This window comes from Niallia sp. WK069_GA_01 (assembly GCF_983173855.1).
The window spans coordinates 1196961-1211565 of record NZ_OZ470138.1 but is presented as its reverse complement, the minus strand read 5'-3'; the positions used below and the strand labels follow the sequence as shown (position 1 = coordinate 1211565).

Here is a 14605-nt window from a genome sequence, read left to right as displayed (position 1 = left end):
TCAAACTATTAATGTACTATTACTTAAATTAATTAAATTCCAATTAGGGTGATAAAGATTGAAAAAACTCTCCATAAAATTAGGCATCGTATTCTTTTTAATTATTTTTGGACTTGAAACTTTTATGTTCTTCTTCCTGCATAATGCTATAGTCAAGTCGAGAATAGAGGAAGAATTATCTTCCTTACAGGCAAGAGGTAATTCTCACCGTGATATTCTCGAAAATCATTTTGATAAAGAAACCATTGGTCATGTTACATTAATGGAATCTGAGGCTATAACTGATGTGGTTATTACTGATTTTTCAGGTAAAATATTAGGTTCCTCTTTCAAAAGTAATCTAATTCAACAATATTTGAAAAAACCCAAATCAAAGATTGCTGCGAAAGGTCAAATAGTAGAAGATGATTGGGAAAATAGACCTTATATTATTACCATAAGTCCTATTAAAATTGACAAAGAAATTCTTGGTTATGTTTATATGTATCAAGAGACTACGACTATCCAATCATTGATAGAAAGATTAAATAAACATTTTTTACTTGCTGGTTTAATTGCGCTATCTCTAACTTTTGTCGTCATTATCATCTTAACAAAAGCCATTACGAAGCCACTCGTGAAAATGAAAGAAGCAACCTATCAAATCAGTAAGGGGAATTTTTCCGTTACCCTTCCGAAAACAGGAAACGACGAATTAGGAGAGTTGGCTGAATCCATAAAATTACTTGCACAAGACTTAAATTATTTAAAAAAAGAACGGAATGACTTTTTAGCCAGTATATCCCATGAGCTTAGAACACCTTTGACTTATATAAAAGGGTATTCAGATATTGTTATGACAAGGAACCTTGCCAGCAAAGACCAAGAGAAATATTTGCAAATCATAGTAGATGAAGCAAATCGTCTCTCTTCTTTAATTGAAGATTTATTTGCTTTAGCGAAAATTGATAAAAATTCATTTGTCATCCAAAAACAAAAAATTTCACTTAATGATTTGCTGAAGAAAATGGAACTGAAGCTATCCCCTGCATTTAAGGAGAAAAATATGAGTCTTATAGTCCGTTGCCCAGAAATGACTTATTTATATGCAGATCCATCAAGGCTTGAACAAATTATGATCAATTTATTGGATAACTCAATCAAGTATTCATCTATCGGCAGTAAAACGCTGGTTACCGTCAATCCAAGTAAGAAAACAACTGAAATCATGATTAAGGATAACGGGAAAGGCATACCTGAAAAAGATCTTCCTTACATCTTTAATCGATTTTATCGAGTGGAAAAGTCTCGGAAAAGATCTTTAGGTGGAACAGGCCTAGGATTAGCCATTGTTCAAGAATTAGTATACGCTCAAGGTGGATCAATAAATGTTCACAGCAAACTAAATAGCGGTACAACCTTTATCTTAACTTTTCATAATAATGGAGCTGAAAAATAATGAAAACTATTCTAATAGTAGATGATGAACCACAAATGTTAGACTTGATTGCCCTTTACCTATCCCCTTTGGAATATAAATGTAGGAAGATGAGTTCCGCTATTGATGCCATCATCTATTTAGAATCCAATCCAGTTGACCTAATCTTACTAGATTTAATGATGCCGGAAATGGATGGGTGGGAAGCATGTAAAGAAATAAAAAAATTATGGGACACCCCTATTATTATGCTTACAGCAAGAACAGAAAAACAAGATATTGTAAAAGGCTTAAACATTGGTGCAGATGATTATATTTCGAAACCCTTTGATGGAGAAGAACTTGTTGCAAGAATAGAAGCCATATTAAGAAGAAACAAGAAAAGTATGGAAAAATTATTTTTTGAAGGACTTATATTAGATCAGGAATCTTTCGAATTACAATACCAAGGGAAAGAAATTACGCTAACTCCAAAAGAATTTGCATTGATGAACCTCTTTCTTCAAAATCATAATAAAGTCTTCACAAGAGATCATTTAATAAACTCTATTTGGGGGCATGGTGTGACCACAGAAGATCGAACGATAGATTCCCATATCAGAAATTTACGTGACAAACTCCGAAAATCTGGATTTTCCGCTGAAGAATACTTGTTGACTGTTTGGGGAGTTGGGTACAAATGGACCGGAAAGGACATTAATTGACAGATTATCTACTTAATCATTTACCTTCAAATCCTATATTGGTAGGTATTATTAGCATTAGTTTGAACATATTAATTGCCATATTTGGATTCCTTCCTAGTGCCTTTCTTACTGGGGTAAATATAAGTTTTTTTGATTTTGAAAAAGGGTTGATGATATCCATAATTGGAGAATCCTTGGGAGCTGTATTTAGTTTTATTCTGTATCGAAAAGGAATATACAAACTAAGTTCCCATAGTAAGGGTAAAAGTAAAATTTTAAAGAAATTGCAGAGTGCTTCTCAAACTGAAGCGATCATTCTGATTATTCTTTTAAGGATTCTTCCCTTTATTCCGTCAGGAGTAGTTATCCTAGCTGCAGCACTTAGTAAGATTAAGGTTGTTCCTTATACTATTGCCAGCACAATAGGGAAGATTCCTTCCTTATTTATTGAAGCTTACTCTATAAATAAGGTGTTAAATATAAAATCAGCTTTCTTGGAGGAGAATATTATTTATATCACTATTATCCTATTACTATTATTTATTTTTATAAAAACAATGAAAAAGAAATAATTAGTTATTAATACTTACCATATGCAATAGTAAATTAAACCCCTTTTACTTGCAATAGGAGCAATATCTAAAATAAAGCAACAAATTCGTTATAAAAAAATAAAATGATAAATGTTAATAAGATAGTTGAATACAATAGATAAGACTTCCTTAATTGGAATTATACTTACGATTATAGCAGTTGGTATCGGAATAGTTTTTAAAGGAGAGCTTAATAAGGATTATTATTTTCAACTAAATAATTTAATTAAAATAAATAACCAGGCCCTGATAAACTAACAGGGCCTGGTTATTGCATAGGAGTTTTTTCTGAATCTCTATAATTGAAATTAAGACTAGTCAGCATTGTGTTTATTTATAAATTTATCAGTTTTTCAAATGCTTGATTTCCTCTCAATACTAAAATGATTCCATTAAGCTATTGTTTCACAGTTTCTGAATATCGATAAATTGCATATCCTTTTTTTCGTCTGAACCAAAATAGAAAGATGGCTGTTCCAAGGAGAACTAAGGACATCAATTGTGCTGTTCGCATTGTATCTGCAATCATTAGACTGTCGGTTCTTAATCCTTCTACAAAAAATCTTCCGATAGAGTACCAAACAATATAGGTTAAAAACAGTTCTCCTATCCTTGGTTGAAATTTCCTAAAAATAATTAAGAGAACAAATCCAGAAATATTCCAAATGGACTCATATAAAAATGTTGGATGGTAATATGCACCATTTATATACATTTGATTAATAATAAAATTTGGCAAGTTCAAATTTTCTAAAAAGGTTCTTGTTACTTCTGTACCGTGAGCCTCTTGGTTCATAAAGTTTCCCCAACGTCCTATTGCCTGACCGAGAATAAGGCTTGGTGCCGTAATATCAGCTAATTGCCAGAAGGAGTATCCTCTTTTCTTTGCAAATACCCAAGCTGTTATTACTCCACCAATTAAAGCCCCATGTATCGCAATACCGCCTTCCCATATTGCAATGATCTCTTCAAGATTATTTGAATAATAATCCCATTTAAATCCAACATAATATATTCTTGCACTGATAATAGATATTGGAATCGCCCAAAGTAAAAGATCAGAAAAAGTATCTTGCTGAAGACCAAGTTTTTTGGTTTCTCTTGTTGCAAGTAGCCATCCCAATAATAAACCTACTCCTATAATTATCCCATACCAATAAACGGTAAACGGTCCTATCTCAAAAGCAACCCTATCTAACGGTTGAATATTCCCCATAATTACTTCACCTCTTTGAATTTTTATATTGAACGAGATTACAAATTGTTAAGAGTGCTATAATTGTAAAGTTAAGGAAAATGCGACCAATAACGGCCGCATTTTTCTAGTTATAATCTAGGTTATTCTGGCTTGTTTTTTGCATTCTCATCCGGTATAAAATCAGGCTTAAAGTCCATATATTTCACCTGGGTTACCATGCCCGCTGAAGCATGATGTAAATCATGACAGTGGAATAGCCAATTCCCGGGATTATCCGCTTTAAATGCTATTACGTATTCATCGCCAGGTTTTAAATTAACCGTATCTTTTATTATAGGTGAACCTTCAAGTGGTTTTCCGTTTTTACTCAATATCTGAAAGAACGTCCCATGCAAATGCATTGGATGGTCGTCGGACTTCGAATTATTTACCAGTTTTACCTTTACAAGGTCTCCTTCTTTTACATTAATATTCTCAGTGTCTGGAAAAGTTTTTCCGTTGATAGTATAAGCTAATGCATTATTTTTCATTTCTGTATTAAGATTCATTGTATATTCCACATTATATGTTTGATTTAATGTGAACTCACTTTCTTTTTTAGAGCCGTAATTCGTGTAGGTGAATTCTGGAAGATCCTTCTCCTGATTGGACTTGTCGGTTGATTTTGTACTTCCTTCATATTGTAGCTTTACCTTCATTCCATCTGTACCTTCCATCTTTCCATGACATTCAAGCAACCATTCACCAGGATTATCAGCAACAAACTCTATGTCATACCGCTCACCTGGTGCTATTGATATTAATTCATCTTTTATTTCCTCTGGTTTATTTAATTCCTGACCATCAATTGCGACTACTTTAAACTTATGGCCATGAAGGTGCATTTTATGGGTCATGTATCCTATATTTGCTAAACGAATTCTTACTGTTTCTCCTTCTCTCACTTTAAGAGATTCTACGCTGTCACCGCTTTTACCGTTAATAGTGTAGATGTCATACGCACTCATATCGTCCATCATTTTGTCTCCACTATTATCATTCCCCATATCCATACCTTCCATATCATTGCTGTCTCCCATGTCCATCGCTTCCTCAGGATTGCTCATCCATTCGTCAAGCATGAGGGAATAATCACGGTCGTATGTTTTTTCTTTCGGCTCTACTATAAAAGAACCATATAGCCCTTTGTCAAGTTGGTTAACTCCATCTTGGTGGGTATGGTACATATATGTTCCTGGATCTTTAGGTGTAAATTCATAAGTAAAAGTTTCACCAGGTTTAACAGCATTTTGTGTTACACCTGGAATTCCATCCATATTGTTTGGAACAGTGATTCCATGCCAATGAATCGATACAGGATCCGGAAGTTCATTTTTCAAATGAATCTTAACCTTCTCTCCTTCCATTACACGGATCTGGGAACCAGGTACAGACCCATTAAAAGTCCATGCATTTACACTAACATCATTGTTTAATTGATGAGTTGCTTCCTTCGCAACAATAGTAAATTCATTCCCCTTAAGTGTTTCAGTATTGGTTGATTTAACTGCTTCTACTTCTTCCTTTACTTTGTTATTTTCCTTATCCGTACTGCTCATATCCCCATCTTGCTTTGAAGAACATGCTGCTAATACTAGTATAATGAATGTTAATAATCCTATCATTTTTAATTTCATTATGTTCCCTCCCTCGTCTTTTCATGGACAATCTTATTATAAAAATTTGTAGAAAGTATGCATTTTTTTTGAAATATTAAGGATTGTTGTTGAGATGTTATAAGGGAATGACTGATAAAGATTTTATCCAAGTAGATATTCAACTCAAATTGCTAAGAAAGTGCTAGCCTTATATCTATCAGCTGAACCAGTTGGACAAAATACCAATAAAACTCAGGAATTATAGATAAAATTAGAAACAGTAAAAGCAAACAGTAGAAAGTAAATAAATCCCCTTGCAACAGTAGAGGAATTTTTAATTAATTTTTAGATTTAGAGATTTTAAAAACATGACTAGAGATTCTTCAACCGTCTACTTTCTCTACCTGCTTATAATAATCACTAAATACATCGGAAAAGACTTCAATTGTATTATCAAGCTCTTCTTGACTATTTTCAACTCCACCAAATTCTAATAGCATGGCATTACCTGATAGATCTTGATTATATACTCCATTTCCTTCATCTTTACTCTTTATAAAAACCCCTCTACTTACTCCTGGAAGCCTTTGTTCTAATTTTTCATTTAAATTCTTCGCAAGCTTAAGATTGTGCTCATAATTTTTATTTTCCTTGCCTACAATAAAAAATAATCTTGCAAACGATTTTCCATTTAAATTTAATGTTGTTATTTTTTTAGTTTGTGAATCTCTGTGTATATCAATCAAGTAAACTATTGATTTTTCTTTTGCTGTTACTTCTTGTATTTGTTCTCTTGTATAATTGTAGGAGTGAGCGTAGTTCCAATTTTTTTTCTTTAATTCCTCTGTTACATTTGCCGTACTATGTGCAGCTCCTATTCCTCTTTCTAACAATTCCTTTTGTAATTGCTTCCCTACTTGAATCACATTTTTATCTTCATCAAGACTTGCTGCTTGATTTATATTATGTCCAGGAAGTTGAGGTAAAAATGCCTCCCAACTATGCGAATGATATATATATACAACACTATTTTTTTCAGGAGATATGGAATGATTGGATTCTTTGTTACTTTGTTGGGTTTCTTTCTGCTCTTTTTCTATTGCATCGTTTTCCTTAAATAAAACTTCTATAGGGGGTTGAGATTCTATTGGCAAAGTAGTTATATCAGTTCCCTTGCCGGCTATGGCAATCTCTGTATTAAAGCTAGAAAATCCTATTAACTCTCTACCTAAATAAGTCCTTACATCACTTGGCCAAATACTAGAAGTCATTAATACGATACCTTTAACGATAGAGGGCTTTCTTACATCTTTATTTGTATCTGATAAGCTGAACAGTGCTATTTCATTAGATAAGGATAAGGATAAGGCATCAGCTGAAATCATTTTTATTGAATTGGAAACTAAGTTTGATGACAGTTTAAAATTCCAGTCTACATAATTTACTATGAATATACTACTAAACATTGTAATAAATATAGATATAAAATAAAAATGCAATATTCTTCTCATATCAATCTCCTTTTTTACTAGATTCAACGGATGATTAATATATATGAAGAAAATAAAATAATAGAATACGTAAACTAAATTGTAAGATTATGTATTCGGATAATCTTTTATATTGATGGATATTTCAAATTAAAATAATGAATAAAAAGCATAAGATTATATTATGCTTACTTCTGTATATTTTCTATACTTATTTATAAATCTTAAGTAATTTGTATATATTAAGATGAGGTAAACACCAAGAGATAATCTATCCATTTTAGTGGTTTGGTGTGAAATCAAAAACCTATTTACTTTTCTTAAATCTTTAACAGTTTTTTGACTGTAGGAATATTGCTGATGTTAAATCTCCATTTGCTCTATTTGGTTGCAGATTACAAAAGGCGTTTCTGGGTATCTATTCTTATTACTATACCTATTTTAGTTTTATCTCCAATGATTCAAATGTTTCTTTATGTAGATTGGCGTTTTCCATATGATATTTATCTTTTATTTTTACTATCAGCCTTAATCTTTTTCTATGGTGGCTGGTCCTTTTTAAAAGGAGCTAAAGATGAAATTAAAAATAAAAATCCAGGAATGATGACATTAATTGCACTGGCTATTGTTGTAGCATATGTTTACAGTAGTTTGTCAGTATTTCTTTTAGAAGGAAACAACTTTTTTTGGGAACTTGCAACCTTAATTGACATCATGTTACTTGGTCATTGGATAGAAATGCGATCTGTTATGGGAGCATCTCGAGCTTTAGAAGAATTAGTAAAGTTAATGGAAAAGGGTCTATTACTTTAACGATTAAGAAACTCACTTGACTAATTTCCCCCTTAATTTTTGTAATTAATTTTGTGATTATTCCTTCTGGGTTTTCCCCTTGTTGTTGGAAGAATTAAGACAAGATAATTCCGATATAAGAATCCGCTATTTCTATTTTTTTCTTTTATGTCAGAAGTATAAAATAATAAACAGACGTTTAGACCAGCTTAATCGAACTAAATAAAAATAAAGGCTGAATCAAAAGAATTCAATCTTTTGATCCAACCTCTTCACTTTTTTCATTTGTATTTAATCTTTCTTTCTTCTGTTTAAAATAAGCTAATAAACTAGCAAATATTAATAAAATAAACATCCATTGTTTTTGTGAAATTCCGATTATATAGTTCATTTGTGGGGATAAAAATGTTAACAATAATCCACTTATCCCTATTAACAACGCAGTTTTCATAAATAGATTACCATTTCCTATGGTTCTAATGGATTTAAGTAGATGTATCATTATTATGGCAATAATTATAGCAAAATAAATATGGATTGGATGATAGATCACATTTTCACTTCCCAAAGAAATCCCCCATGGAAAACGAGTACGATACCCATAGACTGGAATAAAAAGATTATAGATAAACAAAAACGAAAGGAAGCTCAATGAGATTAAGTCTAAAAATGTACTTTTTGGTATACCTTTTTTGTATAGCTTATAGACAATGTACACAGCGGAAAGAATGAACCCTAACAATAGCGTAGCATTATTGCCTGTTGCAAATAAAATTAATAAGGGATTTTCGAGTAATTGTTTAGGATTGATTATTGCAGATGAAATGAGGATTAAAAAGCACACCTCCAAATTTCCAAGTGAATAAGAGTATTAATATGAAAGATGAAACCATATCTAAAATAATTCTTTTATTAACCTCCGTTCTTTTTATTGCCGCTAATAGTGCTAAATATCCGAAAAGCCCAGATAAACCTATTATGATTAATTTGTAACTGATTAAAAATGGACCTATTTTGTACACATCTTCCATTTGATTACTCCTCAGCTTTTACTAGATTGTTAAATTTAGACTTTAGTGCATCCTTTCCTCTAAAACCGATGATACGGTCTACAATAATTCCATCACTTGAAATGAAATAAGTTGTAGGAATAGCGGCAACATTATATAATTTGGCTACTTTTCCGTCCTTATCTAATAACACAGGAAAGTTAAAACCATATTCCTCAGCAAATGCTCGAGCTTCGCTCTCTGAATCACCTGATGTAAGATTAACTGCATAGATCTTCACTTGATTATGATATTTTCTATTCAGACTTACTAACTCAGGAGCCTCAATCTTACATGGGCCACACCAAGAAGCCCAAAAATTTACTACCAATGGTTTTTTATTTTATCAGTCGAATAGTTTTTAGAATCAAGTCCTTCTAAAGTAAAACTGGGTCTTTTAAAATTTATTTGTGAAGCTTCTTCTACATTCTTTGAATCAATAGAAAAGGTATTTTCTTTATTAATGGTCATCACGATTGCCCAAAGAAGTGCCAGAATTAGTACGCCGCCAACCATTTTTTTCATCATATTAGACCTCCGATTCTCACTATCATTCCTAGAATATTTGATTGAAACACCTTTACTAGCGATTAAATTTTTTCTATACTTTTTTATTCTTCTCCTTGTAATTTTTTCTTTATAATCCTGTGAACCCGCCAAATACATTATTAGTTAGAAATGAAATTATTTTAGTCATCCAGTCAAAATATAGGAAAACACCCATAACAATCATCAAATATCCGCCAAATCTCACGAATGTCATATTAAACCGTTTAATCCACTTTAACTTTCCTATAAAGAAAGCCATTATGAAAAATGGAATAGAAAAACCTAAGGTATACATAAACATATATAGGGTGCTTTCACTTGGGTTTGTAATCCCCATTGCAATTACAGCTGCTAAAATAGGTCCTGTACAAGGGGTCCATCCGGCAGCAAAACCCATTCCTATAAGGATGGAACCTATATAACCGGAGGGTTTATTTTTAAAATTCACCTTTTTTTCTTTCATTAATAACTTAGGTTGTAGCAAACCACTTACCACTAGTCCAAGGAAAACAATAAGTATGGCCCCGATCTGTCTTATTAAATCTTTATATTCAGTAAAAAGAGTTCCTATTAAGGATGTAGATAATCCCAGAGCAAGAAAAATGATGGAAAGCCCAATCAAAAAGAAAATGGTATGTAATATTGCCCTTTTTTGTGTCATTCCGTTATTCTCCTTGAGTTCATCAAGGGAAACTCCGGTAATATAAGAAAGAAATGCCGGGTAAAGTGGTAAACAGCATGGGGAGATGAATGACAAAAAACCTGCAGCAATGGCTAAAAATATATTTACATCTGACATGGATGGGGTGGCCCACCTTTCTCTAGCAAAAATATACAAATTTTATTATAGAACCTTATTATGCAGAAACTATGGAGCTTTATTAATTTTTCTAAGTTAATTATAGTGACAAACAAAACGCCTGCACTCTGCTGACGTTTTTTCTAAATACCCCTACCATTTCCAGATGAAATTTCTATTTTATTATCTATAAGTAAGCGTCAAATAATCCCCACCTATTTACCTGCATATTATCTGTAGATAACCAACTTTTTTCAATAAAGGGGTATCGCCACATGCCCATCAAGCTAACAATGTAAATTACTAGATACGAAATGATCCTTGTTTCAAAACTAGCGAGAGATGGAAAAGTAGGTATGCTAAAGAAGCCTATCAAAACGCGATTTTTTTCCACCTTCATTTTCCTGAAGCTGCAATTACAATTATTATCACCACCTCATCGCATTCCCCGAAGCCAGTTAATGGTGTTCTAAAACTGTAAAATAAATAAAAATGGCTTCAACTCAATTTGCTGAAGCCACCATTTTAATCATCTAATCTGTTTAATAGTTCAACGCTTTTCTATTCCCTTTAAAGCAAGACCATTTCTATCGCACAGGCTCCCATTTACGCAAGAATAGTGTATTTCCAACAACTGATACAGAACTAAAAGCCATTGCCCCACCGGCAAGGATTGGATTTAGAAGCCCTATTGCGGCAACCGGTATTAATACAATATTATATGCAAATGCCCAGAATAGGTTTTGGCGAATTTTTCGCATTGTGGCTTTTGATAAGCGAATGGTATCAACAATACCCATTAAATCGCCTCTCATTAACGTAATATCTGCTGCTTCAATTGCTACGTCTGTTCCTGTGCCAATGGCGATGCCTACATCGGCAGCAGCAAGTGCTGGGGCATCATTAATGCCATCTCCCACCATCGCTACCACTTTTCCTTCCTGCTTTAATTTTTCCACTTCTGCAGATTTATCCTCTGGTAGAACTTCTGCAAGCACCCGATCTACTCCAACTTGCTTGGCAATAGCTTCTGCAGTAAGTCTGTTATCACCGGTAATCATAATTACTTCCATACCAAGTTCCTTCAGAGCCTTTATAGCTTCTGCTGAAGTTTCCTTTACGGTATCTGCGACAGCAATAATTGCAGCTAGTCTGCCCTCAACAGCCATAAGCATTGCCGTTTTTCCCTCTCCTTCAAATTTTTCCATTTGTTTAAGAGCATCTTGAATATCTATATTATTTTTTGTCATTAATTTTTTATTTCCAATCAACACCAATTGATTATTGATTTCAACCTGAATCCCGTGCCCTGGTATAGCAGTAAAGTTTTTTCCCTCTTGCTGCTGCAGACCTCTTTCTTTCCCCCCATTCACAATGGCTTCGCCAAGTGGATGTTCTGATCCTTTTTCAGCTGAAGCAGCTAACTCGAGCAACTCATCTTCTGAATAATTACCGTAAGCAACTATATCTGTTACATCAGGTTCACCCTTAGTAATGGTTCCTGTCTTATCTAAAACAACAGTGGTTACACGCTGTGAATTTTGAAGATGTTCCGCCCCTTTAATTAGAAGTCCGTTTTCCGCGCCTTTACCTGTACCAACCATAACCGCTGTTGGAGTTGCCAAACCTAATGCACATGGACATGCAATCACAAGCACGGCAATCATGCTTACTAATGCAGGGGTAAATCCTGCTAGGAAGAAAGTTATAGCAAACGTAGCCAAAGCAATAACAATAACAATCGGCACAAAGATACCGGAGATTTTATCAGCTAGGTGCTGTATAGGCGCTTTTGATCCTTGAGCTTCTTCAACAAGTTTAATAATTTGGGAGAGTGCTGTATCTTTCCCCACTTTTGTTGCTTTGAATGTGAAAGAACCATGTTTATTGACGGTTGCACCAATCACGTTGTCGCCGGCTTTCTTTCCAACCGGCATACTTTCACCAGTTAACATGGATTCATCAATTGACGTACTTCCGTCAGTAATGACTCCGTCTACCGGTATTTTTTCTCCTGCACGAACAAATATTATATCGCCAGTCACAACCTCTTCGAGTGGTATATCCATTTCTTTTCCATCTCGAATAACTCGAGCTGTTTTTGCTTGGAGCCCCATTAATTTTTTGATGGCTTCTGAGGTTTGACCTTTAGCTCTTGTTTCAAGCAACTTTCCAAGTATAATCAATGTCATAACGATAGCAGCAGCTTCATAGTATAGAAATTGCCCGGTTCCCATTATAGTAACGATCAAACTATAGAAATAGGCTGCTGATGTTCCAAGTACAACAAGCACAGCCATATTAGAACCGCCGCCGCGGACAGCATTATAGGCATCACGATAGTAATGACCTCCCACATAAAACTGGACAGGGGTGGCAAGTAAAAACTGAATCCATGGATTCAGATGAAAAAATCCGCCATTTCCATATTCCATTGAAAAATCTGATATCATCTGTATCAAGAAAATACTTGATAAAATTGCACCTAAAGTGAATTTTCTTTTTTGCGCCTTAAAAGCTTTTTCACGGGCATTACGTTCATAATCCCCATCCGCTTCACCAATAACTTTAGCATCATAGCCAGCTTTTTTTACAGCGGCAATCAATTGATCAACATTTGTATTTCCAGGCATGAACTCAACACTAGCCTTTTCTGTTGCAAGATTGACTGCTGCATTTGTTACACCATTAACTTTATTTAGACTCTTCTCAATTCTGGTAGCACATGCCGCACAAGTCATGCCGGTAATAGTTAACTGCACCTTTTCTTCCTGAACGCCGTATCCTGTCTTTTTTACTTTTGCAATGATTTCATCAACAGAAGCCTCTAACGGATTAAACGTAACAGCGGCTTTTTCTGTCGCAAGATTTACATTCGCCTTTTCGACTCCTAGAACCTTAGATAAATTTTTTTCAATCCGAGTTGCGCACGCTGCACAGGTCATACCGGTAATACTTAAAGTGACATTTTCACTAGCAGCTGCACTGGATTGTACTTTTGCATTTGTTTGTACTGCCATATTTAATTTCCTCCTTGCCTAAATTGCTTCTATTTTGAATAGAAACATTTAAACACTTGGTTAACTCGGCTCTAGATAGGACTTTACTAACCTGTATTTTTTTTTCTTTTAATCGCTGGATAACTTGATTAATAGAGGACATGAATATTTTCTCCTCTTATTTGATTTTTTTGAGTCTAATTGATCAATATCATTTTATACCTATACAGAGTATATTTTTATTAAAAATAGAGAGCGCGCTAATACCTAGCACCTCGCTCTCATTTTTCTATTTTACATCATAGCCTTGATCATCAATCGTTTCTTTAATGGATTCTAAACTCACATCGTTAGCATTGAATTCCACAACTACAGTACCGCTTTCAAGATTTACTTTCACATTGGATACACCTTTTAGTTCTCCAACGCTTCCTTCTATTGATTTAACACAATGACCACAAGACATTCCCTGTACATTAAGAGTTATTTTTTCCATTTCAATCGTCTCCTTTAAATTTACTTTTTCATTAGTTTTTGAATCGTTACTAATACTTCATCTAAAACTTCCATATCGCCTTTTTGAATTCTTTCTACAACACAGTTTTTCATATGACCTTCGAGAAGAATTTTTGCTACGCTGTTTAAAGCAGCTTGGGTGGCAGAAATTTGCGTTATCACATCATCACAATAAATATCCTTATCAATTAATCCTTTTATGCCCCGAACTTGACCTTCTATTCGATTTAAGCGGGATACAAGGTTTTGTTTCACTTTTTCGGAATGGTGACTTTTTCTTTCAGTTGATTGAAAACGGCAGCTTTCCTCAAAAAGTGGATATTTTTCTAATTCGGATGTCATTTAGCTTCCCCCCCTTACCCTTATAATACTATACCCTCCTACCCTATGCTAGTGATAAACATACAATTTGTAATATTTTGGGGTATTAATATTATCAGCTGTCTTTCCATTTCCTAAACAATTTAGAATTGGCCAGTTATTTATAAGTTGGCTAGCATTCTTTCCCAAGTCATAATACCTAAATTTACACATAAATTGTAAAATTATACTAATTTTTACACAACCTCCTTTATGCCCAATTAATGGTGTTGTTTTGTGTTTTTATTATGTCCTGAATGGTTATGCCCAAATAGATGCATTAATGGACAGAGAAGAAAAACTCCCCACCCTAACCTATCATATAGACTAATAATGAATTTTTTATCGAGAAAATGTGTATAAATTTCAACTTTATCCTTATTGGGATATTATTATATGTTCAAGCAAAAAAAACGAAAAATCAGTTTATTGGTTTAAATTATGTTAATTATTTGTGAATTCATACATTCTCGACATTCTTTCTTTACACTATAAATGTCATAAATTTAAATTTATATAG

General features: G+C 33.6%; 15 protein-coding genes and 1 pseudogene. 4 read left to right on the top strand and 12 right to left on the bottom strand.

Going from position 1 to position 14605, the window contains the following annotated elements:
- Positions 1–58 precede the first annotated feature (58 nt).
- The 3 genes from AC5LWL_RS05800 to AC5LWL_RS05790 are packed head-to-tail and all read left to right on the top strand — an operon-like array spanning position 59 to position 2675.
- Positions 59–1438 (top strand): sensor histidine kinase, encoded by a 1380-nt coding sequence (locus AC5LWL_RS05800; RefSeq protein ID WP_493433438.1) that lies wholly within the window; start codon positions 59–61, stop codon positions 1436–1438.
- On the top strand, positions 1438–2121 hold the full coding sequence (locus AC5LWL_RS05795; protein ID WP_493433437.1) for a response regulator transcription factor: 684 nt from the start codon (positions 1438–1440) through the stop codon (positions 2119–2121). The genes AC5LWL_RS05800 and AC5LWL_RS05795 overlap by 1 nt, the downstream gene beginning before the upstream one ends.
- Positions 2118–2675 carry a TVP38/TMEM64 family protein gene (locus AC5LWL_RS05790; protein WP_493433436.1) on the top strand — a complete coding sequence of 186 codons (558 nt, stop codon included), beginning with the start codon at positions 2118–2120 and terminating at the stop codon, positions 2673–2675. The genes AC5LWL_RS05795 and AC5LWL_RS05790 overlap by 4 nt, the downstream gene beginning before the upstream one ends.
- A 418-nt stretch (positions 2676–3093) precedes the next feature.
- On the opposite strand, the gene lgt is transcribed toward AC5LWL_RS05790, so the two are convergent.
- The 3 genes from lgt to spoIIP all read right to left on the bottom strand — a co-directional run bounded on the left by lgt (position 3094) and on the right by spoIIP (position 7042).
- Positions 3094–3912 (bottom strand): prolipoprotein diacylglyceryl transferase, encoded by an 819-nt coding sequence (gene lgt, locus AC5LWL_RS05785; protein ID WP_493433435.1) that lies wholly within the window; start codon positions 3910–3912, stop codon positions 3094–3096.
- 122 nt (positions 3913–4034) lie between these two features.
- On the bottom strand, positions 4035–5570 hold the full coding sequence (locus AC5LWL_RS05780; protein WP_493433434.1) for a multicopper oxidase family protein: 1536 nt from the start codon (positions 5568–5570) through the stop codon (positions 4035–4037).
- A 344-nt stretch (positions 5571–5914) separates the two neighbouring features.
- On the bottom strand, positions 5915–7042 hold the full coding sequence (gene spoIIP, locus AC5LWL_RS05775) for a stage II sporulation protein P (RefSeq protein ID WP_493433433.1): 1128 nt from the start codon (positions 7040–7042) through the stop codon (positions 5915–5917).
- 363 nt (positions 7043–7405) lie between these two features.
- Here spoIIP and AC5LWL_RS05770 point away from each other — a divergent pair.
- Positions 7406–7813, top strand: a pseudogene (locus tag AC5LWL_RS05770) (heavy metal translocating P-type ATPase); the annotation flags it as partial.
- 250 nt (positions 7814–8063) lie between these two features.
- Here the strand turns inward: AC5LWL_RS05770 and AC5LWL_RS05765 are convergent.
- The 9 genes from AC5LWL_RS05765 to AC5LWL_RS05725 all read right to left on the bottom strand — a co-directional run bounded on the left by AC5LWL_RS05765 (position 8064) and on the right by AC5LWL_RS05725 (position 14417).
- The gene (locus AC5LWL_RS05765) at positions 8064–8381 is read right to left on the bottom strand and encodes a hypothetical protein (RefSeq protein ID WP_493433432.1); all 318 of its coding nucleotides are present in this window, start codon (positions 8379–8381) and stop codon (positions 8064–8066) included.
- A 232-nt stretch (positions 8382–8613) separates the two neighbouring features.
- Complete coding sequence (locus tag AC5LWL_RS05760; RefSeq protein WP_493433431.1) at positions 8614–8844, bottom strand: hypothetical protein; 231 nt, start codon at positions 8842–8844, stop codon at positions 8614–8616.
- 4 nt (positions 8845–8848) lie between these two features.
- Positions 8849–9193 (bottom strand): TlpA disulfide reductase family protein, encoded by a 345-nt coding sequence (locus AC5LWL_RS05755; protein ID WP_493433430.1) that lies wholly within the window; start codon positions 9191–9193, stop codon positions 8849–8851.
- Positions 9187–9390 (bottom strand): hypothetical protein, encoded by a 204-nt coding sequence (locus AC5LWL_RS05750; RefSeq protein ID WP_493433429.1) that lies wholly within the window; start codon positions 9388–9390, stop codon positions 9187–9189. Before AC5LWL_RS05750 ends, AC5LWL_RS05755 begins: the two co-directional genes overlap by 7 nt.
- A gap of 109 nt (positions 9391–9499) precedes the next feature.
- The gene (locus tag AC5LWL_RS05745) at positions 9500–10210 is read right to left on the bottom strand and encodes a cytochrome c biogenesis CcdA family protein (RefSeq protein WP_493433428.1); all 711 of its coding nucleotides are present in this window, start codon (positions 10208–10210) and stop codon (positions 9500–9502) included.
- Between the two features lie 587 nt (positions 10211–10797).
- Entirely contained in the window at positions 10798–13230 is a 2433-nt protein-coding gene (locus AC5LWL_RS05740; protein ID WP_493433427.1) for a heavy metal translocating P-type ATPase, read from the bottom strand.
- 268 nt (positions 13231–13498) lie between these two features.
- Positions 13499–13705 carry a copper chaperone CopZ gene (gene copZ / locus AC5LWL_RS05735; protein ID WP_493433426.1) on the bottom strand — a complete coding sequence of 69 codons (207 nt, stop codon included), beginning with the start codon at positions 13703–13705 and terminating at the stop codon, positions 13499–13501.
- Between the two features lie 20 nt (positions 13706–13725).
- Positions 13726–14067 carry a metal-sensitive transcriptional regulator gene (locus AC5LWL_RS05730; RefSeq protein ID WP_493433425.1) on the bottom strand — a complete coding sequence of 114 codons (342 nt, stop codon included), beginning with the start codon at positions 14065–14067 and terminating at the stop codon, positions 13726–13728.
- A 239-nt stretch (positions 14068–14306) separates the two neighbouring features.
- Positions 14307–14417: a DUF2933 domain-containing protein gene (locus AC5LWL_RS05725; protein ID WP_493436548.1), complete on the bottom strand. Its 111-nt coding sequence runs from the start codon at positions 14415–14417 to the stop codon at positions 14307–14309.
- Between the last annotated feature and the right edge of the window lie 188 nt (positions 14418–14605).